The organism is Mesorhizobium sp. M0626, assembly GCF_040320665.1.
GTDB lineage: Bacteria > Pseudomonadota > Alphaproteobacteria > Rhizobiales > Rhizobiaceae > Mesorhizobium.
Genome location: NZ_JAMYQD010000019.1, coordinates 1 through 20,643, shown reverse-complemented (window position 1 = coordinate 20,643; position 20,643 = coordinate 1). Strand labels below are relative to the sequence as shown.

The following is a 20,643-nucleotide window of genomic DNA, read 5'->3' as shown; positions in this document are numbered from 1 at the left end:
TGACAGCGCCCTTGCCCGTTTCCGTACAGCGTATATATTCAGTCATGCACAACCAACCAAAGGCACCGGATCTTGCCACTGAGCGTTCAGAAACGCCGCGAGAAACAAAAGGCCGAACTGCGTTCCGAACTGCTCGACGCAGCCCACAAGCTCGTCAAGGAAGAGGGCTATGAAGGCCTGACCATCCGCAAGTTGGCCAAGCGGGTCGGCTATGCTCCGATGTCGGTCTATTCCTACTTCGCCGACAAGCAAGACATCCTGTTTGCGCTGGCCGAGGATGCCTTCGAAACACTTGCCCGCCGCATCGAGGAGCATCCTTCCGACGATCCGATCGAGGCCTTGCGTGCGGTGATGACCGAATATGCCGCCTTCGGGCTCGGCAACCCCAACGAATACCGCACCGTGTTCATGACCGAAAAGACCAAGCTGCCGGAAGGCAGAAGCTATGAGGACATGGAAGAGGCCAACCCGGCGATGAAAGCGCTGATATCCAGGGTCGAGGCCTGCGTTGCTGCAGGCAAGCTGCAGGGCGATCCGCGCGCCATCGCCACCATGCTTTGGGCAGTCGGCCACGGCACCATCTCGCTTTTGATCACGTTCCCGTTCTACCCCTTCGGGGATCCGCAGGCTTTCGTGACGCGGATGTGCGATTTCACACTCGCCACGCTCAGCACTCAGAATGTGCCGCCGCTGACCGAGACCCCGGTCGACTGCTGAGCATCCCCGCCCCTCCAATTCAACGTCCGGCCTGACAGCTTCGGCTGTGTCAGTGCGCCGCAATTTTCGGCATTCAAAAAAATTTGTCGTACGCGTACGCTTTTCGACTTGAAAACCCATCTCGGTGGGCGTATGTGTACGTTGTATCGTACATGTACGAAAAGAATTTAACCGATGGAGACAGACATGAACAAGACCCTTCTCGCTCTCGCCACCGTGCTGGCTCTCTCCGGCTCGGCTTTCGCCGCCAACAACACACACTCGACCAAGCAGGCCCCCGCCGCCACCTGCGTCGACACCACGACCAATGCCAAGCTCGATTGCGCCGTGACCGGCTCGGTCGAAAAGTCCGACGTCAAGGCCAAGAGCCCGCGTCTCGGCATCGAGATCAACCCATGGATCGTGCCGAGCACGTTCTAAGTTGATCGGGCTCGACCACAGCACAACGATTAATTTAAGGGCGGCAGGATAATCCCGGCCGCCCGTTTTTTCCTCAGCGCCCCCATTTCCTCAGCGCAAGCCGGCTTTTCCTGAGTTCAAACCTGGCGTAGCCGAACGGGTTATTTCTTGCGCGGTTTGCGACCCGGCACCGTCTTGGCCTTGCCGGGTCTTGCCGGCGCGCCTGGGATGGCGGTCGAGGTGATCGACACCGGATCGCTGGCCGGAAACGTGTCCTCGAGGCCTTCCTCGAGTTCCTCTTCTTCGGCAGTCACCTCGTGATGCTGCTCATGTTCGAGTGAGCGCACGGCGGACGTCTTGCCAGCTGACTTCGGCGGCGCTTTCGACGGCATCGTATGTTCTCCCTGATGGGGGAAGCAGAACGGCTTGACCCGTCAAACGTTCCTACGCCGCCGCGTCGCTGGCTGCTTCCGACAGGAAAGTAAAGACATAGTCCGAGAAGGAACGCCAGCACTCGACCCGGAAAGCGTCGGCTGCCGTGCGCAACAGCAGGATTTCGCACTTGCCGAGAATGGTGCGCGACGCCGCGCCCACCGGAAAAGCCTCGAGCGACAAATCCTGCGGGCAGCCTGCATTGATCGCGGCGGCAGCCGCCGGGCCGGTGACGGCGAAGGCGACGTTGCGGTGCGAGATGCCGACCGCCGAATGCAATGCGGCAACCCCAGCACGATCGGCCAGCGGATCCTTGCCAGCCTCATCGATAACCAGCCACTCGTCAGGGCCAAGCCACAGCGCCGTGCGCCCTGTCTTCGACGCCGAAGTTTTCGGCTGCTTCGGCAAGGTCAGGCCGAGCGCCTTCGACAGCGCCGCGACGGAAGCCTCCGGCGCGCGCAGCGACATGCGCTCCGCCGGCGGCAGCACCTCGACCTTGACATCCGTTGCGGAAACGACGCGTCCAGCCAGGGCCGGGCGGCGCTCGATGGACGGCGCTGCAGCTGGGGCCGTCTTCTTTGCAGCAGCCTTAGCCATTGAGGCGCCCTCCCGTCTCGTCGAAGAACACCATGCCGGTAACCTCCACTTCGATCACCCCGTTCGGCATCGGCACATAGAGCGTGTCGCCCATCCGGTCGCGGCCGCCGGCAACCAGCGCCAGCGCGATCGAGCGACCGCAATTTTCCGACCAGTAGCTGGATGTGACGTGACCGATCATCTTCATCGGGATCGCCTGCTTCGGATCAGCGACGATCTGCGCGCCTTCCTCAAGCACCACTTTCGGGTCCTTGGTCTTCAAGCCGACCAGCTGCTTGCGGCCCTTGGCGACCAGATCGGGCCGCGTCAGGCCGCGGATGCCGACGAAGTCGGTCTTCTTCTTGCCGACCGCCCAGTCGAGCCCGGCATCGTTCGGCGTCACCGTGCCGTCCGTGTCCTGGCCGACGATGATGTAGCCCTTTTCGGCGCGCAGCACGTGCATCGCCTCGGTGCCGTAAGCGGCGGCGCCATGCTTTTGGCCTTCGGCCCACAGCGCTTCCCAGACGGCCTGGCCGTGATCGGCCGGCACGTTGACTTCAAAACCGCGCTCGCCGGTGAACGACATGCGAAACAGCCTGGTCGGCACGCCGCAGATCTTGCCTTCGCGCACCGACATATGCGGCAGCGCCTCGTCCGACATGTCGACGCCTTCGACCAGCGGCGCGATGATGTCGCGCGACTTCGGCCCCTGCACGGCGATGACCGCCCACTGTTCGGTGATCGAGGTCAGCCAGACGTTCAGATGCGGGAACTCGGTCTGGAGATAATCCTCCATGTGGTTCATGACGCGCGGCGCGCCGCCGGTTGTCGTCGTCACATGGAAACGATCCGGCGCCAGTCGGCCGACGACGCCGTCATCATAGATGAAGCCGTCCTCGCGCAGCATGATGCCATAGCGGCAGCGGCCGGGCTCAAGCTTCTCCCATGGATTGGTGTAGAGCAGTTCCATGAACCTGGCCGCATCCGGTCCGACCACTTCGATCTTGCCCAGCGTCGAGGCATCGAACAGGCCGGCATTGCTGCGCACAGCGACGCATTCGCGGTCGACCGCCTTGTGCATGTCCTCGCCGGGTTTGGGGAAATACCAGGCGCGCTTCCACTGGCCGACATCTTCGAACACGGCGCCTTGCGCTTCGGCCCAGGGATGGATCGCGGTCTTGCGTGTCGGGTCGAACAGCGGACCGCGCGAATGGCTGACGATCGCGCCGAAAGTAACAGGCGTATAGGGCGCGCGGAATGTGGTCAGCCCGACCTCGGGGATCGGCTTGCCAAGCGTCTCGGCGGCAATCGCCAGGCCGTGCATGTTGGACGTCTTGCCCTGGTCGGTCGCCATGCCGTTGGTGGTGAAGCGCTTGACGTGCTCGATCGAGCGCATGCCTTCATGCACCGCCTGGCGGATGTCCTTGGCGGTGACGTCGTTCTGGAAATCGACGAAGGCCTTGACCGTCTTGTCCGACCCGGCGCCGGGCGCCGCGCCCAGCATGCCGCGCGACCAGCTTTCCGACGCGTCGACCTTCGGCTTAACGCCCTTGGCCACTTTGCCGCCCGCATCCTTCGCCGCCTTGGCGCCGGCCGCATAGGCTTCGTCGATCGACGCCGAGAGCCCATCCGTACCGTTGCAGGCGCCGACCGAAACGCAGTCCTGCGCATAGATGCCCGGCACGAAGCGCTTGGTCTCGTCATTGAAGGCGACCTTGCCGCGCGACTGTGAGAACAAATGCACCGACGGCGTCCAGCCGGCCGACATCAGGATGGCGTCGACCGGAATGGTGCGCTCGCCGCCCCCATTCTTCGGCTGCACCGTCATCGAGGTCACGCGCAACTTGCCGCCGGCGCGGATCACCGCGCGGCCGAAATTGACCTCGATCCCGAGCGCCCTCGCCTCCTCGATCACAGGTCCGGTCGGATGGTCGCGCAGGTCGACGATCGCCGCCACGTTGACGCCGGCCTTCTTCAGGTCGATCACGGCGGAGTAGGCCGAGTCATTTGCGGTGTAGACGCCGACATTTTTGCCGACCGCGACACCGTACTGGTTGAGATAAGTCCGCGCCGCCGAGGCCAGCATGATGCCGGGCCGGTCATTGTCGGCAAACACCATATGGCGTTCGATGGCGCCGGTCGCCAGCACCACGCGCTTGGCGCGTACCTGCCATAGGCGCTCGCGCGGCAAATCGTGGCCGGGGTTTTGCAGATGGTCGCTGACCCGCTCGACCAGGCCGACGAAGTTCTGCGCGTAGTAGCCGAACGCCGTCGTGCGCGACAAAACGCGGACATTGTCCATGGCGGTGAGCTTGGCCACCGCGCCTTGCGCCCAGGCATAACCGTCCTGGCCGTCGATCTTCGCACCGCTCTCGAAACGCAGGCTGCCGCCGAAGCCGGCCTGTTCATCGGCGAGGATGACACGCGCGCCGGTTTCGGCAGCGGCAAGCGCTGCCGCAATGCCGGCCGCACCGCCGCCCAGCACCAGTACGTCGCAATGCGCATAGCGCGACGAATAATGGTCGGGATCCGGCTTGTCAGGCGAAACGCCGAGGCCGGCCGCGGCGCGGATCTTCGGCTCGTAGAGGCTCTTCCAGGCCGCCTTCGGCCACATGAAGGTCTTGTAGTAGAAACCGGCCGAAAACAGCGGCGATGCAATGTCGTTGACCGCGCCGACGTCGAAGGCGAGCGACGGCCAGCGGTTTTGCGAGTTGGCGACGAGCCCGTCATAGAGCTCCTGCACCGTGGCGCGGATGTTGGGCGCCTTGCGTGCCGCGTCGCGCTTGACCTCGACCAGCGCGTTGGGCTCTTCCGCTCCGGCCGACAGGAAGCCGCGCGGACGGTGATACTTGAACGAACGTCCCACCAAATGCACGCCATTGGCAAGCAGCGCCGAGGCCAGCGTGTCGCCTTCGATGCCGGTGTAAGACTGGCCGTCGAAAGAGAACCGCGCGGTCTTCGCCTGGCTGAGACGGCCGGCGCTCGGAATGCGGAACGCGCCGCTCATTTGGAAGCCATTTCGTTGGAGTTTTTGGGCAGCTTGGACGGTTTCGGCTCGCCGGCTTTGTAAGTCATGACGAACTTGTCGGTGACGGTGTCGCGCACCGCATTGAAGAAGCGTGCGCAGCCATGGATGTGGCGCCAGCGCTCATAGATGATGCCCTTGGGGTTCGAGCGGATGAAGAAGAACTTTTCAAAATCGTCGTCGCTCTCGCCCGCCATGTTGGCCGAACGCGCAATATGCGCCTCGCCGGCGTTACGGAACTCGAGCTCCGGGCGCTCTTCCTCGCAATAGGGGCAGCGGATGAGAAGCATTATCGTTCGTTCCTACAATTCGCCGTGGCCGACATGCGCGCCGGCCGGTTGGTTGCAAAGCCTCTGGCCCATCGCCGCAAAAGGCGCGACGAGCCGAATGCGCTCCTCCACGCTTGCGGCGGGGCGAAACAGCTCGCGATACGCCATGTTGCCGATCGTGAGCTGAAACGGATCGGTCGTCACGATGACGCTGCGCGGCTCGAATGTGTCGTCCTCGCCGAGATCGGAGGGCCTGTTCTCCATGAAGATGACCACCTTCTGGCCACCACTCCACACGCATGCCAGAATGCCGGCGTCGATCGAAAACGGCCAATTGGCTTCGTTGCCGGCGCGGCTGATCGGCTGCGTCCGCACCTCGTCCGGTGACGGAAAATGGAACAGGTCCTGCTCCCCCGCCAGCACCAGCGGCACCGCTACAGCCAACTCCACCATCATCAGTGCGCCACCGCCGCCGCCGCTGCCTCGTCGATGAGGCGGCCGGTACGGAAGCGCTCGATGGTGAAGGGCGCGTTGATAGGATGCGGATCGTCCTTGGCAATCGTGTGGGCAAAGACATGGCCTGAGCCGGGCGTTGCCTTGAAGCCGCCCGTGCCCCAGCCGCAATTGACGTAGAGGCCTGATACCGGCGTCTTGGCCAGGATCGGCGAACGGTCGGGCGTCACGTCGACGATGCCGCCCCACGAGCGCAGCATCTTCATGCGGGTGAAGATCGGGAACATCTCGCAGATGGCGTCCAGCGTATGCTGCAAAATGTGCAGGCCGCCGGTCTGCGAATAGGAGACATACTGGTCGGTGCCGGCGCCGATCACCAGCTCGCCCTTGTCGGACTGCGAGATGTAGGCGTGCACCGTGTTCGACATCACCACGCAAGGCACCACCGGCTTGACCGGCTCCGACACCAGCGCCTGCAGCGGATAGCTTTCCAGCGGCATGCGCACGCCCGCCATGTTCATGATCACCGAGGAGTGGCCTGCAGCCACCACGCCGACCTTCTTGGCGCCGATGAAGCCGCGCGTCGTGTCGACGCCCATGACCGCGCCATTGGCCGCCCGCTTGACGCCGGTGACCTCGCAATTCTGGATGATGTGCACGCCGCGCGCCGAAGCGCCGCGCGCATAGCCCCAGGCCACCGCATCGTGACGCGCCGTGCCGCCTCGCCGCTGCAAGGCGGCGCCGACGACGGGATAGCGCGCCTGCCTGGAAATGTTGAGCGGCGGGCAGAATACCTTCGCCTGCTCAGGCGTCAGCCATTCATTGTCGATGCCGTTGAGACGGTTGGCATGGACATGGCGCTTCAGCACCTGGATGTCGTGCACATTGTGCGCCAGCATCATGACGCCGCGCGCCGAATACATGACGTTGTAGTTGAGTTCCTGGGAGAGCCCATCCCACAGCTTCAGCGCATGGTCGTAAATGCCGGCGCTCTCGTCGTAAAGGTAGTTGGAGCGGATGATGGTGGTGTTGCGCCCGGTGTTGCCGCCGCCTAGCCAGCCCTTTTCCAGCACCGCGACATTGGTGATGCCGTGCACGGTGGCGAGATAGTAGGCGGTGGCCAGGCCATGACCGCCGGCGCCGACGATGATGACGTCATATTCCTTCTTCGGTTCCGGCGAGGACCATTGTTCCTCCCAGCCCTTGTGGCCGCGCATGGCCTCGCGGGCGATGGCGAATACCGAATATTTTTTCAACGTTCCAGCCTCGCAAATGGCGGTGGGGTATTTTACGCAGCCCCGGCGCGCGAGGTGTATCACTAGCGAAACGGCGCTTCCACCCTTGCGCTGTTTGCGACGGCGCTTGCCGTTTTGCGCCGCGGTGGAAAAGACCTGCTCGGGCTGGCAGGCATGGCTGCGTTCGGACACACTGGCGATCGCGAGACTCTGGAGGACGAATATGGGCAACGCCTGGTGGAATCTGACGTTGCGTTTCCTGCTGGAACTTGCCGCCTTGCTTGGCCTCGGCTTTGCCGGCTGGAGCCTCTCCGGCGGCTGGTGGCGCTGGGTCCTCGCCTTGGCCTTGCCGTTCATTGCAGCTGCGCTGTGGGGAACCTTTGCGGTGCGCGGCGACCCAAGCCGATCCGGACGCGCGCCGGTTCCTGTACCAGGCGCAGTCAGGCTGGTGCTTGAACTGGCCATCCTGTTTGGCGGTGCAGCCGGATTCTATGCCGCCGGTCACACGACCACGGGCGTTGTCATCACGCTGCTCATCGCCATCAGCTACGCATTTTCGCTCGATCGCCTCGGCTGGCTGCTGAAGCAATAGTCCGGCGCGCGGCGCTTGTGCCGCTGCGAAGCCATTCAGCAAGTCGAGCACGTATCGGGTGGCTAGCACCGTCCCGAACTGCGATCAACATCCCGGGTGCCGGCACAGCCGGCGCGATGAAAGGATGCAAAAAATGTTCGCACTCACCAATAAAATAGCGATCGTCACCGGCGCCAGTTCCGGCATCGGCCGCGCCACCGCAAAACTCTTCGCCGAAGAAGGCGCCAGGGTCGTCATCGCCGCCCGCCGCCAGGCCGAACTCGATGCGCTGGTCGTCGAAATCGAGGACGCCGACGGCACGGCAGTCGCGCTTGCCGGCGATGTCCGCGACGAAGCCTATGCAAAAGCCCTCGTCGATCTCGCCGTCGAAAAATTCGGCGGGCTCGATATCGCCTTCAACAATGTCGGCTCCGTCGGAACGATGGGTCCGATTTCGGAACTGTCGCTGGACGGATGGCGCGAGACGCTCGACGCCAATCTGACCAGCGCCTTTCTCGGCGCGAAATACCAGGTGCCGGCGATGGTCGAACGCGGTGGCGGATCGCTGATCTTCACCTCGACCTTCGTCGGTCACACAGTCGGCATGCCGGGCATGACCAGCTATGCCGCGAGCAAAGCCGGACTGATCGGCCTGACGCAGGTGCTGGCGGCCGAATACGGCCCCAGGGGGGTGCGGGTCAACGCGCTGATGCCGGGTGGCACCGACACGCCGTCGGCAACATTCAAGACGCCGGAATCACGCGCTTTCGTGGAAAACCTGCATGCCTTGAAACGTGTCGCTGTGCCTGAAGAGATCGCCCGCGCTGCGCTCTTCCTGGCATCGGATGCGTCGAGCTTCACCACAGGAGCGGCGCTGTTTGCCGATGGCGGCGTCTCGATCACCCGGACGTGAAGCATTTCGCGGGTCATCGCCCGCGCCGATCAGCCATAGAACCCGAAACCGGACTTGCTTTTTCCACGCGATTTGGCGATTCGGTTTCGGGTGAGGAGGACGGACATGCTGCTGATCAGGACCTATGTCGCCCAGAGCGCAATCGAAGGCGTCGGCGTGTTCGCCGCCGAGCCGATCAGGAAGGGCGCCTCGATATGGCGGCTCGATCCGGATTTCGACCGGCTGATCCCGATGGACAAATACGAGGCGGCGCCGCCGCACCTCAAGGAATTGCTCGACCGCTATGCCTATCCGAGCCCCGACCGTCCCGGCTTCATGGTCTATGAAGTCGATAATGGCCGCTTCATGAACCACGCCGAGCGGCCGAACACGGATTTTTCGCATTATGGCGGCGCCACCGCCACTCGAGATATATCAGCCGGCGAGGAAATTACCTGCGATTACGGCGAATTCTTCGAGGATTTCGCACGGCTCCATCTGGCCAGCGCCTAGTTGGCGCCCTATCTCGGGGCTGCCGTGGCAAATTGGCGGTTGTCCTTCATTTCCAGTGTGGACAGCGCGGCCTGATTCTGCTATCAGCCGCCACAATTCGTGGTGTAAAGCGCCGCGGAGGCATGTGGCTATGGCCACTTGCCTGTTGATATCAAACCCGAAAGACAGGATTGCCCGTGCAGGTACTCGTCCGCGACAATAACGTTGATCAGGCGCTTCGCGCTCTCAAGAAGAAGATGCAGCGCGAAGGCATTTTCCGCGAAATGAAGATGCGCGGCCATTACGAGAAGCCTTCCGAGAAGCGCGCCCGTGAAAAGGCCGAAGCCGTTCGCCGCGCCCGCAAGCTGGCCCGCAAGCGCGCCCAGCGCGAAGGCCTGCTGCCGATGACGCCGCGCCCGGTTGCTGCCGGCGCCGCCGGTGGTCCTGGTGGTGCTCCGCGTCCGCCGCGGTTCTGACGCCAATTTTTCGTCCTTTTCGAAGGATACTCAGAGGTGGCGCGATGCGGAATCGCCGCCACCTTTTTGTTTGGAGCGCCGCCATTCTGTTGGAGGCCGTTCCCTTGAACGCGCAAACGGCGTTCTAGATTGCGTTACGAGAATCTGTGACCCGGCCCGGAGGGGGACCTGGACGGCGCGGCTGAAGTGAGGACAGGGCAGACATGAACGCAATCGGCGTAGAGTGCAGAACCACAATGCGCGGTTTGGCCCTGGCGGCAGCCCTGATGTCCGGCCTGGTGCTTGCCGGTTGCCAGAGCGTTCCGACCGGCGAATTCAACAACATTGACAAGGCGCAAGGCTCGAGCGAGAACATCTCCTCGCTGTCGGCGGTGATCCAGCGCAATCCGCAGGATCCGGAAGGCTACAATGTGCGCGGCTCGGCCTATGGCCGTGGCGGCCAGTACCAGGCGGCGCTGAAGGATTTCGACACCGCCATCCAGCTCAACCCGAATTTCTACCAGGCCTATTCGAACCGGGCACTGATCCAGCGCTTCCTCGGCAACCAGGCGGCCGCCCTTGCCGACTACAACCGCTCGATCCAGATCAATGCAAATTATGACGCCGCCTATATCGGCCGCGGCAACCTCTATCGCAAGGCCGGCCAGACCCAGCAGGCCTTCAACGATTTCCAGAAGGCGATCCAGCTCGACACCACGGATGCCCGCGCCTATCACAATCGCGGCCTGATCTATCAAAGCCAGGGCCAGCACAAGTTTGCCATCGAGGATTTCTCGACCGCCATCTCCCTGGCGCCGGACGCGGCCGAACCCTATAACGGCCGCGGCCTCTCCTATCTCGCCATGAATGACGAGGACAACGCCTTCTCCGACTTCAACATGGCCATCAAGCTCGACGGCAAGAACGCCGAAGCCTGGTCCAACCAGGCGCTGATCTACGAGCGCCGCGGCGACAAGGTCAAGGCCTCGAAGGCCTACCGCGAAGCCGTCCATCTCGACCCGACCTACCAGCCGGCCAAGGACGGCCTGTCGCGCACATCGGGCGCCACCGCCGGCTGAGATGCAGCCGCCGCGCCGCCATCGGCGGCCTTTTATAACAACGTTCTATTCCTGATGCAGTGCGCCGCGTGAGCGGTTTCTCCCAAGGGAAAGCGCAGAGCGCTTCCCCTTGAGATTGCGTATCCAGAAAACCCCACTATCACCCAATCTTAACCACCAGGGGCAAAGCGTTAACCCCTGCCTTGATCGCGCCAAGTTTTCAGCGGAACGCTCCGGGCCATTCAACCGTTGTTGAAGGCATTTTCGAAAGGACTGACCCATGATCAAGAAAATCATCTGTGCCGCGGCACTTGCCACGACGCTGCTTGCCGTTCCCGCCAGCGCCGGCAAGCTTCAGCTCGGCACGCTCGATTGCACCATCGACGGCGGCGTCGGTTACGTCATCACGTCGAACAAGGGCGTCGACTGCACGTTCCGCCCTTATCACCATGGGCCGTCCGAGAAATACACGGGGATGATCTCCAAGCTCGGCGTCGATCTCGGCCAGACGCATCAGGGCCAGCTGGTGTGGGCGGTTCTGGCCGCCACCCGCGGCCATGACGAGGGCGACCTTGCCGGCCATTATTACGGCGTCAACGCCGAGGCGAGCGTGGTGACCGGCGGCGGCGCCAATCTGCTGGTCGGCGGGCTGGACGGCGCCTTTGTGCTGGAGCCGCTCAGCGTCCAGGCGCAGACCGGCGTCAATGTAGCGGTCGCCGTGACCTCCCTGGAGCTGATCCACTCGTTCAAATAAGCATGGGCAAATAAGGATCGACTGATCCCTCTACGCGCGGCGCGGAACAGGTTACTGTTTCGCGCCGCATGCTTTTTGGGGGATCCGCCGTGCTGAAACCAGCCATCGCCGCCGCTATCACCATCATCTGTACCGCCCAGGCCCAAGCGCAAGGCCAGGGTATCGAACTCGGTGTGCTCGATTGCGCCATCGGCGGCGGCACCGGCTTCATCTTCGGCTCCAGCAAGGATCTGAGCTGCACCTTCACGCCGGCCGACAAGAGCTTTTCGCCGGAAGCCTATTTCGGCGCCGTCAACAAATACGGGCTCGACATCGGCACCACCAAGCAGACCGTCATGCAATGGCTGGTGCTGACGCCGCTGAGGAACATCTATGCGCCCGGCGCGTTGGCCGGCGACTATATCGGCGCCAGCGCCGAAGTGACCGCGGCGGTCGGCGCCGGCGCCAATCTCCTGGTCGGCGGCTCCTCGCAGGCCTTCACCCTGCAGCCGCTCAGCCTGCAGACGCAGACCGGTATCAACATTGCGATCGGCGTCAGCCAGTTTCAGCTGCGCAGCATTGAGAACTGACCGGCGCATCAAGCGGAGAGGCTTCCGGCCAATCTCGACCGTTTGCACTTCGATAAAAAGCCACTTGAGCTCAACTGCGCTTGAGGTTTTACAACTCGCCTGACTGAAACAGCGCGCATGGCCCCGCCGGAAAGCCTGACTGGCTTCTGGCGCCATGCGCCGGCATCGAGATATGCAAAGGCAGGGTAAAAGAATGACTGGAATCACCAGCAACAAGGTCGACTGGCGGGCATTGTGGGCAAGCGGCGACCTCGCGCGCTTCTGCTTCATCAGCCTCGGCATCCTGCTGCACGCCACCAACGAGACGATGGTGGCGACGGTCATGCCGGCCATGGTCGGGGACCTCGCCGGTGTGCAGTTCGTCGGCTGGTCGCTGGCCGTCTACGAGCTCGGCGCCATTGTCGCCGGCGCAGCGGCCGGGCGGCTGGTCAGCTATGTCGCTCTACGCTCCAACGTCACGGTCGCCGCCCTGCTCTATGCCGTGGGCGCACTGATCTGCGCCACCGCGCCGTCCATGCCGGTGTTTCTTGGCGGCCGTCTGGTCGAGGGTCTCGGCGGCGGTGCGCTGGTGTCGCTGGCCTTCGTCTCGGTCGAGCGGCTGTTTAACCGCAGCATCTGGCCACAGCTGTTCGGCATAATGTCGGCGATCTGGGGCGTCGCCGCATTCAGCGGCCCGATGCTCGGCGCGATCATGGTCGAACTCCTGTCCTGGCGCTGGGCCTTCGGCGTCTTCGTGCTGGGTGGCATCGCCATGGCATCGGCAAGCTTCATCGTCCTGAACACGCCGGAAGCGACGAAGCCGCAAGCCGCCGCCGGCACCTCGCCGCCCTTCCCCTTTGCAGCACTTGGCTGCCTCGCCATCGCCGTCGTGCTGATCGCCACCGCAGGCGTCGACGTCGCCTTGCTTCGATCGTCGCTGCTGCTGGTCCTCGGCCTCGCCGGCCTGGCGCTGTTCGTTTTCGTCGACGCCATGAAGCCGCAATCGCGACTGTTCCCGTCGGGCCTGTTCTCATGGCGCTCGCCGGTCGGCAGCGGCATGAGCATGGTTGCCGCCTTCTCGGTGGCGACAGTCTCTTTTTCCATCTACGGGCCGCTTCTGCTTACCACGCTGCACGGCATCCCGATCCTGACCACAGGCTACATCATCGCCGCCGAATCGATCGCCTGGTCAATCCTGTCGATCGCCGTCGCCAATGCGCCGCTGCAGCGCGAACGGCAGATCCTCGTCATCGGCGCGCTGATGATTGCAGCCGGCCTCGCCGGTTTCGCCTATGCCATCCCCGCCGGCTCGATCCCGGTGATCCTGCTCTGCGCTTTGTTGCAAGGCGGTGGCTTCGGCGTGTCATGGCCCTTCCTGACCCGCATCATCGTCGCCTCGGCCCGCGACGGCGAGCAGACGATCGCCTCGGCCGCCGTGCCGACCATGCAGCGCATCGGCTACGCCGTGGGCGCCGCCATGGCCGGCATCATCGCCAATGCCAGCGGCTTTTCGGACGGGCTGAACCGCGAGGCAGCAGCGCACGTCGCCGGCTGGCTGTACCTGGCCTTCGTGCCACTTGGCATTGTCGGTTGCCTGGCGGCGTTGAAGATGGCTTTGGCGGCACGCCGGCCGCAATTGGCGACAGGCTGAGGGCACGGCGGATGGAGAATTTGGCGACAGCATTCCGCCGGCGCTGTTGGCGTCAAATGCCCTCGACCACAAGGCTGCTTGCAAGACCATGGCCCGTGCCTGATTGCGGACCGGCGGCCGCTCAGGCTTGCAAACGCTCGGCGATGAGCGCGGCGAGCCGCGCCGCCACCTCGTCCTTGCCCATCTCAGGCCATTCCTCGACGCCGTCCTCCGAGACGATGCGCACCTTGTTGCGGTCGCCGCCCATGACGCCGGTGGGGCCGACGCCGCTTTCATGCGAGACATCGTTGACGACAATGAAATCGGCGCCCTTCTTCTTCAGCTTGGCCTCGGCATTGGCAATCAGGTCCTGCGTCTCGGCGGCGAAGCCGACAACCAGCCCCGGCCGTTGCCCGTGATGACCGACGCCGGCGAGAATGTCGGGGTTTTCGACCATTTGCAGCGCCGGTGGGCCCTGGCCCGCCACCTTCTTGATCTTCTCGCCGGCCGTGCCAGCGGTGCGCCAGTCGGCGACGGCAGCTACGAAGACCGCGGCGTTCGCCGGCAACAACTGTTCGACGGCCGCTTTCATCTCGGCCGCGGTCTCCACATGCGTCGTCACAACGCCGGCCGGATCGGCAATGCCAACCGGACCGGAGACCAGGCGTACATCCGCGCCCAGTCTTGCCAGCGCTGCCGCAATCGCATGGCCCTGCTTGCCCGAAGAGCGGTTGGCGATGTAGCGCACCGGGTCGATCGGCTCATGCGTCGGCCCCGAGGTGACGATGATCCTGCGGCCGGCCAGCGGCTTCGGCCTGCTGTCGAGCAGTGCCTCGATCACTGCCACGATCTCCAGCGGCTCGGCCATGCGGCCCTCGCCCGCCTCGTTGCTTTCCGCCATCTCGCCCTTGGCCGGGCCGACGAAGGCGATGCCATCCTTGGCGAGCGTCGCCCGGTTGCGGCTCGTCGCGGCATGCGACCACATTTTCGGGTTCATCGCCGGCGCCATCAGCACCTTCTTGTCGGTGGCGAGCAGCACCGTCGAGGCCAGATCGTTGGCATGGCCGTTGGCGAGCTTGGCCATCAGGTCGGCGGTGGCCGGCGCCACCACCAAGAGGTCGGCCTCGCGCGACAGGCGGATATGGCCGACATCGTGCTCGTCACTGCGGTCGAACAGTTCGGTGAAGACATGGTCGGCCGAAAGCGCGCCGACCGAAAGCGTGGTGACGAACTCCTGCGCCGCCGATGTCATCACGACGCGCACCGCCGCACCGCGCTCGCGCAGCCGGCGGATCAGGTCCAGCGCCTTGTAGGCGGCGATGCCGCCGCCGATGATCAGCAGGATGCGCTTGCCGTCGAGGGTGCTGTGCGTTTTTGTGGATTGACCTCGCTGGGACAGATCGTTGTCAAAACCTCCATGAGGCTCAACCAGGCGGCGGATTGTTGCATGGAGGGTTTCGCTCTCGGGCATGCCGGCTTCCGCCGACAGCACGCTTTTGGCAAGCGCATCACGCGCCTCTTCCTCCATCGACACCCCGCGCGCCGCAGCGCGCTCACGCAATTTCTGCTTCACGTCGTCAGCTAGATTGCGGACAGTAATGGTGCCCATGACTTGCTCCGCGACATCAATAGCGCGACTGCAACGCTAGCACCACAGTTGCTAGCGTTGCAAGCGATCAGAGCAGCTTCCACGCGATATACACCAGCGTCAGCGCGATGACCCACAGCGCCATGCGGCCGGAGCGGGTGTAGCGCGCTTCGGCCTTACCGATGGCGCGCGATGTCGCTTCGTCGAAGCGCAGGCCGTGTTCGGCCATAAAATCGATCTCGCGCGACAGCCGTTCGGTGCGGGCGGCAAGATCGGGCGCTTGGCGGGCCAGCGCCAGCAGCGCCTTGGCGCCGTCGCGCGCGTCCATCAGCAGGCCGCTCGGGCCGAGATTGCCGGCGATCCACTGGCCGACCACCGGCTCGGCCGTCTTCCACATGTTGAAGGCCGGGTCGAGCGTGCGCGCGACGCCTTCGACCACCACCATGGTCTTCTGCAACAGGATCAGTTCCGACCGCGTGGCCATATCGAACAGTTCGGTGACCTCGAAGAGCAGCGTCAGAAGCTTCGCCATCGAGATGGTTTCAGCCGGCTGGCCATGGATCGGCTCGCCGATCGCGCGAATGGCCTGCGCGAAAGCCGCGACATTGTGCTGACGCGGCACGTAGCCGGCCTCGAAATGCACCTCGGCGACGCGCAGATAGTCGCGCGTGATGAAGCCGTAGAGGATTTCGGCGAGGAACCGGCGCTCCTTCTTGCCGAGCCGTCCGGCAATGCCGAGATCGACGGCGACGATATTGCCATTGGCCTCGACGAACAGATTGCCTGGATGCATGTCGGCATGGAAGAAGCCGTCGCGCAGCGTGTGACGCAGGAACGACTGGATCAGGTTGGTGGCGATCGCCTTCAGATCGTGCCCCGCCGCCGCGAGGCCGGCGATGTCGTTCATCTTGACGCCGTCGACCCATTCCATGGTCAGCACATCGCGCCCGGTGCGCTCCCAGTCGACCGACGGCACGCGGAAGCCCGGATCGTCCTTGGTGTTTTCGCCCAGTTCCGAAAGTGCGGCCGCCTCGAGGCGAAGATCCATCTCGATCTTGGTGGTCTGCGCCAGCGTCTCGGTCACCTCGACCGGCCGCAGCCGGCGCGACGACGGGATGTATTTCTCCTGCAGCCGAGCGGCGAGGAAATAGCTTTCGAGATCCTGGAAGAAGCGGCGGCGCACGCCAGGCCGGATCACCTTCACCGCCACCTTGGTATCGACACCGTCATGCATGGCTTGCGCGGGATGAACCTGGGCGATGGAGGCCGCCGCGACCGGCCCGCCGAACTGCGTATAGAGTTCGCCGATCTTGCGCCCGAGCGAGCCCTCGATCGCCGCCACCGCTTCCGCCTGCGAAAAAGTGTGCATCTTGTCCTGCAGCATGGCGAGGTCGAGCGCCATGTCGTTGCCGACGACATCGGGCCGCGTCGCCAGGAACTGGCCGAGCTTGACGTAGGAGGGTCCGAGCCGGACCACCGCCTTGGCCAGCCGGTCGCTGCGCTCATAAGCGAGCGCGCGGCGGCGGGTGAAGAGCCGGGCCATGCGCCAGCCGAATTTCGGCAGGCCGCCGAGTTCGTCGCCAGGCAATGCTGCGATCACGCCTTCGCGAACCAGCACCCAGCCGGCCCGTGCGAGCCGAAAGGCGGCGCCGACGCTGCTCATCGCCTACCCTGCTGCTGCAAACTGTGGTGCCTCAAAGCTTCCAGCCCGAATGCAGGGCGGCAATGCCGCCGGAATAGTTGCGGAACGACACGCGCTCGAAGCCCGCGCGGGTGATCATGGCAGCAAAGTTCTGCTGATTGGGAAATTTGCGGATCGATTCGACCAGGTAGGAATAGGGTTCGCCCTCGCCCGTCACCATCTTGCCGATCTGCGGAATGGCGTTGAACGACCAGGCTTCGTAGACCTTGTCCAGCAGCGGCATCTCGACCTCGGAAAACTCCAGGCACAGGAACCGTCCGCCGGGCTTCAGCACGCGAAAGGCTTCCGTCAGCGCGACATCGATGCGCGGCACGTTGCGGATGCCGAATGCGATGGTGTAGGCGTCAAAGGTGCTATCGGTGAAAGGCAGTTCCTCGGCATTGGCCTCGACGAAATCGGTGTTGCCGGACAGGCGCTTTTTCTCCGCGCGGTCACGGCCGACGCTGAGCATCGAGCCGTTGATGTCGAGCACCGTGGCATGCGCGTTGCCTTGGCTGGCGTCTACAATGCGGAAGGCGATGTCGCCGGTGCCGCCCGCCACGTCAAGCACTTTCCAGCCCGGACGTTTCGGCGGATTGAGCCATGTCACCATGGCATCCTTCCACAGCCGGTGCAGCCCGGCCGACATCAGGTCGTTCATCAGGTCGTAGCGGTTCGCCACCTTGTGGAAAACATCGTTGACCAGAGGCTGCTTGTCGCCTGGCCCTACCTTCTTGAAACCATAGGAGGTTTCCATGCCGCCCGCGGCCGTGGTTCTCTCAACTGACATTATTTTGATCCGTCATAAAACCGGCGGGACCATAGCCGATCGATGGTGCGGGCGCTATTGTTTAAGGCGCGGTGTTCGGCCGCGCTTCCAGGTGGTGGGCTTTACGGCCTGGACTGATGAGACGGGATAACTGCATGCCTTTGAAAGCAGAACTGCACTGCCACATCGAGGGGGCAGCGGCGCCCGAACTCGTCATCCGTCAGGCGCAGAAATACGGCAAGGACACCTCGCTTTATATCCAGAACGGCTCCTTCGTCTGGCATGATTTCACCTCGTTCCTGGCGGCTTATGATTTTTCCGCCGACCTGTTCCGCACCGAGGAGGATTATGCCCGCCTCGCCGACCATTATCTGACCAGCCTTGCCCGCGACGGCGCCATCTATTCCGAGGTCTTCACCTCGCCCGACCATGCCGTCAGGGCCGGCCTGTCGCCCAAGGCCTATACCGATGCGCTCGGCGAAGGCATGCTGCGCGCCAAAGCCAAGACCGGCATCGAGGGCCGCATGATCGTCACCGGCGTACGCCATGTCGGCGTCGAGTCGATCGAGCAGGCGGCGCGCTTTGCGGCGCGCTGCGGAAATCCGCTGGTCACCGGCTTCGGCGTCGCCGGCGACGAGCGCATGGGCGAGATGGAGGATTATGTCAGGGCCTTCGAGATCGCCCGCGAAGCCGGCCTTGGCATCACCATCCATGCCGGCGAGTTGACCGGGTGGGAGACGGTGCAGGCCGCACTCGACCACATCCGCCCCTCGCGCATCGGCCATGGCGTGCGCGCCATCGAAAATCCCGACCTGGTGCGCCGCATCGCCGATGAGGGCATCGTGCTCGAATGCTGCCCCGGCTCCAACATCGCGCTCAAAGTCTACGACAGTTTCGCCGATCACCCTTTGCCTGCCCTGCAGGCGGCCGGCTGCAAGGTGACGCTGAACTCCGACGACCCACCCTATTTCTGGACCTCGCTGAAGCGCGAATACGACATCGCCGCCGAGCATTTCTCCATGAATGAAAAAGCTTTGACCGCCGTCACCAGGACGGCGATCGAAGCGGCTTTCGTCGACAGGAAGACGAAAAGCGCGCTGCTTGCCCGGCTCGATGCGAAGAGGTGACTGGTGATTGGTGATTGGTGATTGGTTTGCCGGCGGTTCGGCCTGTCAACGGCAATGATCGATCCATCGGGACTCGCAAACCTGCTCACTATTCACTATTCACTATTCACCATTCACTGGAGCAACCCATGCAGGGCGTCACCGTCGTCGACCACCCGCTTGTCCAGCACAAGCTGACCATCATGCGCAAGAAGGAGACGTCGACCGCCGGCTTCCGGCGACTGCTCCGCGAGATCTCGCTCCTGCTCGGCTACGAGGTCACCCGCAACCTCGAACTGACGACGACGACCATCGAAACGCCGATGGAAACCATGGAAGCGCCGACGCTGGAGGGCAAGAAGCTGGTCTTCGCCTCGGTGCTGCGCGCCGGCAATGGCCTGCTCGAAGGCCTGCTCGACCTGGTCCCGGCGGCCCGCGTCGCGCATGTCGGCCTCTACCGCGATCACGAAACGCTGGAGGCGGTGGAATATTTCTTCAAGGCGCCGAGCGATCTCGCCGACCGGCTGGTGATCGTCGTCGATCCGATGCTGGCGACCGCGAACTCGGCCATCGCGGCCATCGACAAGCTGAAGGAGCGCGGAGCCACCAACATCCGTTTCCTTTGCCTGCTGGCGGCGCCAGAAGGCATCGAGCGCTTCACCAAGGCGCATCCGGATGTCCCGGTCTTTACCGCTTCCATCGACCGCCAGCTCAACGAGAAGGGCTACATCATGCCCGGCCTCGGCGATGCCGGCGACCGCATGTACGGAACCAAATGACGGCGGCTGGCAAGGCCAGCTGGCATCCAGTCGTTTACCGCCCGTTTACGCAAAGCCGCGGTTTCGGGTTGGCGTTAAAGCGGCACACACCATACGTGGGCAAAAATGGGCCTTCACGAAGGTCCATTCATGCTGCGCAAGCTTCTCATTCTGGGCGTGTTCGCCGGAACGTCGGCATCGATCCCGATCGTCTATCAGTCGAACCCGCAGATTCTCGACAACCTGTTGAAGTCGACCGTCGCCGGCAAGCCGCAACCGCAGCCCGAGCTGAGCCTCGCCTCGGTTCCCGACAAGCCGGCCGCACCGCTGCCCACCGGTCGCAAGGTCCTGGTGGCGGCCGACGAGCGCGGCCATTTCACCTCCGCCTTCAAGCTCAACGGCCGCCAGGTCGACGGCATGATCGACACCGGCGCCACTTTGGTCGCCATCAACACCTCGACGGCGCGCCGCATCGGCATCTCGCTCAACCCGTCGGATTTCAGCCATCAGGTCAACACCGCCAATGGCGCGATCAGGGCCGCTGTGGTCAACATCGACCGCCTGCAGATCGGCAAGATCAGCGTCGACAACATCCAGGCCGTGGTCCTCGACGACAAGGCGCTGCGCACCAACCTGATCGGCATGAGCTTTTTGCAGCGGCTGGCAAAATACCAGGTCGAAAACGGCACACTGTTGCTGGTGCAGTAGCGCCTTCCGCTACCCGCGCGGCAGCACGCGCCGGATGACAGTCTTGTCGGCGGCTGGTTTCGACGCCCCGATCGTATAGGCCGAAAGCACGGCGGCTGCGGCCGCTTCGGCCTCCGCTTGCGTGCGGGCGTGGACGAGCGCCAGCGGCTCGCCGGTCCGCACCTCGGCGCCGAGCGGCAGCAGCCTGGTGATGCCGACCGCATGGTCGATCCTGTCGTCCGGCCGCGTACGCCCGCCACCGAGCCCGACCACGGCAAGGCCGATATCGCGGGTGGCAATGCCGGTGGCAAAGCCGTTGCCTGCCGCCTTGACCGCAAACTCCACCGCCGCTTTCGGCAGGTATTTTTCCGGCTTCTCGACGAAATCGGCGGGACCGCCAAGGGCTGCGACCATACGTGCGAAGGCGGCCGCCGCGCCGCCGCCCGCCACCCTCTCGGCCGCCCGCCAGAGACCCGCCAGCATGGAAGACGCCCCCCCAGCCCCAGGCTGGTTTAAACATATTACGCGGCCGACGCTAGCATAAGTGT

At 63.9% G+C, this 20,643-nt stretch carries 23 protein-coding genes; 13 read left to right on the top strand and 10 right to left on the bottom strand.

Annotation, left to right across the window (positions count from 1 at the left end; all coding sequences use genetic code 11):
• Nucleotides 1–72 precede the first annotated feature (72 nt).
• Both NKI37_RS23930 and NKI37_RS23925 read left to right on the top strand, forming a co-directional pair.
• Nucleotides 73–717, top strand: coding sequence for a TetR/AcrR family transcriptional regulator (locus NKI37_RS23930; protein ID WP_023671149.1), 645 nt, complete (start codon nt 73–75; stop codon nt 715–717).
• A gap of 186 nt (nt 718–903) precedes the next feature.
• Nucleotides 904–1,137: a DUF680 domain-containing protein gene (locus NKI37_RS23925; RefSeq protein ID WP_023671148.1), complete on the top strand. Its 234-nt coding sequence runs from the start codon at nt 904–906 to the stop codon at nt 1,135–1,137.
• Between the two features lie 140 nt (nt 1,138–1,277).
• Here NKI37_RS23925 and NKI37_RS23920 read toward each other — a convergent pair whose 3' ends face one another.
• The 6 genes from NKI37_RS23920 to NKI37_RS23895 are packed head-to-tail and all read right to left on the bottom strand — an operon-like array spanning nt 1,278 to nt 7,127.
• The gene (locus tag NKI37_RS23920) at nt 1,278–1,508 is read right to left on the bottom strand and encodes a hypothetical protein (RefSeq protein ID WP_023691851.1); all 231 of its coding nucleotides are present in this window, start codon (nt 1,506–1,508) and stop codon (nt 1,278–1,280) included.
• Between the two features lie 52 nt (nt 1,509–1,560).
• Entirely contained in the window at nt 1,561–2,145 is a 585-nt protein-coding gene (locus tag NKI37_RS23915) for a sarcosine oxidase subunit gamma (protein ID WP_023820628.1), read from the bottom strand.
• Nucleotides 2,138–5,131 (bottom strand): sarcosine oxidase subunit alpha, encoded by a 2,994-nt coding sequence (locus NKI37_RS23910; RefSeq protein WP_352788502.1) that lies wholly within the window; start codon nt 5,129–5,131, stop codon nt 2,138–2,140. Before NKI37_RS23910 ends, NKI37_RS23915 begins: the two co-directional genes overlap by 8 nt.
• On the bottom strand, nt 5,128–5,439 hold the full coding sequence (locus tag NKI37_RS23905) for a sarcosine oxidase subunit delta (RefSeq protein ID WP_023683197.1): 312 nt from the start codon (nt 5,437–5,439) through the stop codon (nt 5,128–5,130). Before NKI37_RS23905 ends, NKI37_RS23910 begins: the two co-directional genes overlap by 4 nt.
• Before the next feature lie 12 nt (nt 5,440–5,451).
• Nucleotides 5,452–5,874, bottom strand: a complete 423-nt coding sequence (locus tag NKI37_RS23900; RefSeq protein ID WP_023710913.1) for a hypothetical protein — start codon at nt 5,872–5,874, stop codon at nt 5,452–5,454.
• Nucleotides 5,874–7,127, bottom strand: a complete 1,254-nt coding sequence (locus NKI37_RS23895) for a sarcosine oxidase subunit beta (RefSeq protein ID WP_352744509.1) — start codon at nt 7,125–7,127, stop codon at nt 5,874–5,876. The genes NKI37_RS23900 and NKI37_RS23895 overlap by 1 nt, the downstream gene beginning before the upstream one ends.
• Nucleotides 7,128–7,329: 202 nt before the next feature.
• Between NKI37_RS23895 and NKI37_RS23890 the strand changes: the two genes are divergently transcribed.
• From NKI37_RS23890 to NKI37_RS23855, 8 genes are all read left to right on the top strand, one after another.
• Complete coding sequence (locus NKI37_RS23890; protein WP_023683195.1) at nt 7,330–7,698, top strand: YrdB family protein; 369 nt, start codon at nt 7,330–7,332, stop codon at nt 7,696–7,698.
• Between the two features lie 133 nt (nt 7,699–7,831).
• Entirely contained in the window at nt 7,832–8,590 is a 759-nt protein-coding gene (locus tag NKI37_RS23885; protein ID WP_352788498.1) for an SDR family oxidoreductase, read from the top strand.
• A gap of 105 nt (nt 8,591–8,695) precedes the next feature.
• Nucleotides 8,696–9,082 carry an SET domain-containing protein gene (locus NKI37_RS23880; RefSeq protein ID WP_352443514.1) on the top strand — a complete coding sequence of 129 codons (387 nt, stop codon included), beginning with the start codon at nt 8,696–8,698 and terminating at the stop codon, nt 9,080–9,082.
• Nucleotides 9,083–9,258: 176 nt separating this feature from the next.
• Nucleotides 9,259–9,537, top strand: coding sequence for a 30S ribosomal protein S21 (rpsU, locus tag NKI37_RS23875; protein ID WP_023671138.1), 279 nt, complete (start codon nt 9,259–9,261; stop codon nt 9,535–9,537).
• A gap of 203 nt (nt 9,538–9,740) precedes the next feature.
• On the top strand, nt 9,741–10,595 hold the full coding sequence (locus NKI37_RS23870) for a tetratricopeptide repeat protein (RefSeq protein WP_352788495.1): 855 nt from the start codon (nt 9,741–9,743) through the stop codon (nt 10,593–10,595).
• A gap of 259 nt (nt 10,596–10,854) precedes the next feature.
• Entirely contained in the window at nt 10,855–11,328 is a 474-nt protein-coding gene (locus NKI37_RS23865) for a DUF992 domain-containing protein (protein ID WP_023671136.1), read from the top strand.
• Nucleotides 11,329–11,417: 89 nt separating this feature from the next.
• Nucleotides 11,418–11,897, top strand: a complete 480-nt coding sequence (locus NKI37_RS23860) for a DUF992 domain-containing protein (RefSeq protein WP_023671135.1) — start codon at nt 11,418–11,420, stop codon at nt 11,895–11,897.
• A 193-nt stretch (nt 11,898–12,090) separates the two neighbouring features.
• Complete coding sequence (locus tag NKI37_RS23855) at nt 12,091–13,527, top strand: MFS transporter (RefSeq protein WP_023735050.1); 1,437 nt, start codon at nt 12,091–12,093, stop codon at nt 13,525–13,527.
• 121 nt (nt 13,528–13,648) lie between these two features.
• Here the strand turns inward: NKI37_RS23855 and coaBC are convergent, their stop codons facing one another.
• The 3 genes from coaBC to ubiE all read right to left on the bottom strand — a co-directional run bounded on the left by coaBC (nt 13,649) and on the right by ubiE (nt 17,565).
• The gene (gene coaBC, locus NKI37_RS23850; protein WP_352788491.1) at nt 13,649–15,115 is read right to left on the bottom strand and encodes a bifunctional phosphopantothenoylcysteine decarboxylase/phosphopantothenate--cysteine ligase CoaBC; all 1,467 of its coding nucleotides are present in this window, start codon (nt 15,113–15,115) and stop codon (nt 13,649–13,651) included.
• 67 nt (nt 15,116–15,182) lie between these two features.
• The gene (gene ubiB, locus NKI37_RS23845) at nt 15,183–16,757 is read right to left on the bottom strand and encodes a 2-polyprenylphenol 6-hydroxylase (RefSeq protein ID WP_023683189.1); all 1,575 of its coding nucleotides are present in this window, start codon (nt 16,755–16,757) and stop codon (nt 15,183–15,185) included.
• A gap of 31 nt (nt 16,758–16,788) precedes the next feature.
• The gene (ubiE, locus tag NKI37_RS23840) at nt 16,789–17,565 is read right to left on the bottom strand and encodes a bifunctional demethylmenaquinone methyltransferase/2-methoxy-6-polyprenyl-1,4-benzoquinol methylase UbiE (RefSeq protein WP_352788488.1); all 777 of its coding nucleotides are present in this window, start codon (nt 17,563–17,565) and stop codon (nt 16,789–16,791) included.
• Nucleotides 17,566–17,699: 134 nt separating this feature from the next.
• Between ubiE and NKI37_RS23835 the strand changes: the two genes are divergently transcribed.
• The 3 genes from NKI37_RS23835 to NKI37_RS23825 all read left to right on the top strand — a co-directional run bounded on the left by NKI37_RS23835 (nt 17,700) and on the right by NKI37_RS23825 (nt 20,116).
• Complete coding sequence (locus NKI37_RS23835; RefSeq protein ID WP_023704052.1) at nt 17,700–18,671, top strand: adenosine deaminase; 972 nt, start codon at nt 17,700–17,702, stop codon at nt 18,669–18,671.
• A 128-nt stretch (nt 18,672–18,799) separates the two neighbouring features.
• Nucleotides 18,800–19,429, top strand: coding sequence for a uracil phosphoribosyltransferase (gene upp / locus NKI37_RS23830; RefSeq protein ID WP_023671129.1), 630 nt, complete (start codon nt 18,800–18,802; stop codon nt 19,427–19,429).
• 129 nt (nt 19,430–19,558) lie between these two features.
• Nucleotides 19,559–20,116 carry a TIGR02281 family clan AA aspartic protease gene (locus tag NKI37_RS23825; protein ID WP_023740923.1) on the top strand — a complete coding sequence of 186 codons (558 nt, stop codon included), beginning with the start codon at nt 19,559–19,561 and terminating at the stop codon, nt 20,114–20,116.
• Nucleotides 20,117–20,125: 9 nt separating this feature from the next.
• Here NKI37_RS23825 and NKI37_RS23820 read toward each other — a convergent pair whose 3' ends face one another.
• Entirely contained in the window at nt 20,126–20,578 is a 453-nt protein-coding gene (locus NKI37_RS23820; RefSeq protein WP_502897521.1) for a hypothetical protein, read from the bottom strand.
• Nucleotides 20,579–20,643: the final 65 nt, after the last annotated feature.